Annotated in this window: 1 protein-coding gene; it reads right to left on the bottom strand. The window is 62.2% G+C overall.

Annotation, left to right across the window (positions count from 1 at the left end):
* Window positions 1–282 precede the first annotated feature (282 nt).
* Window positions 283–823, bottom strand: a 541-nt coding sequence (locus tag DMP06_RS11240) for an LrgB family protein (RefSeq protein WP_148042535.1), incomplete at its 5' end; no start/stop codon positions are given.

Raw genomic sequence — 823 nt, 5'->3', positions numbered from 1 at the left:
GTATTTCACCATGTCGAACATGCTGGTGGTGGGGTCGCAGTATTGGAACCAGGTGCACGGCAGCACGCCCGAAGAGGTCATGAAGGACGAGGAAGGCATGCAGACCATGCGCACGCTGGGCCGCAATATGGCGTGGATCATGAAGTGCATCGAGGCGGGCAAGGCCGCGGGCATCGAGCGTCCGGCCCAAGAGCCCGTGATTCGCACGAACTTCATTCGTGAGTTGGTGTGGCCTGAAAACGAAGCTGCGCCCCCTTCGCGGCGGCGCCGCTTTTTTCTTAGTTACCCGATCGCTTGTGCGGCGATCACGATGAAGCAGGTCAGAAGTCCTGATACGGCGATAGCGACGCCGCTCATCGCGCCTTCCAGTTCGCCCATTTCAAGCGCCTTCGCCGTGCCGATGGCGTGGCTGCAGGTGCCGATTGCCACGCCCTGAGCCACCTTGTTCTTGATGCGGAACAGGTTGGCCAGCATGGGCGAGAAAATGGCGCCCATGACGCCCGTGGTCATGACGGCTGCCATGGTGATCGATGCGGTGCCGCCCAGTTCGCCCGTGATGGACAGCGCGATCGGCGCGGTGGTCGATTTCGGCAGCGTGGAAAGCGCCACCTGCTCGCCCAGGCCGAGCGCCTTGCACAGCATGTAGGCGCTCACCATGGACACGACCGAGCCCACCAGGCATCCCGCAAGAATGGGCAGGAAGTTGCTTCGCAGAACCTTGCGCTGCTGGTAGATGGAGAAAGCGAGCACCGCGGTGGCAGGTCCCAGCATGGCCGCGATCAGGCGCGAGCCGGATTCGTAGGATTCAAGCGGAATGTTGAAC

The organism is Slackia equolifaciens (assembly GCF_003725995.1).
Classification (GTDB): Bacteria; Actinomycetota; Coriobacteriia; order Coriobacteriales; family Eggerthellaceae; genus Slackia; species Slackia equolifaciens.
This window is presented reverse-complemented; position numbering and strand designations above follow the sequence as displayed.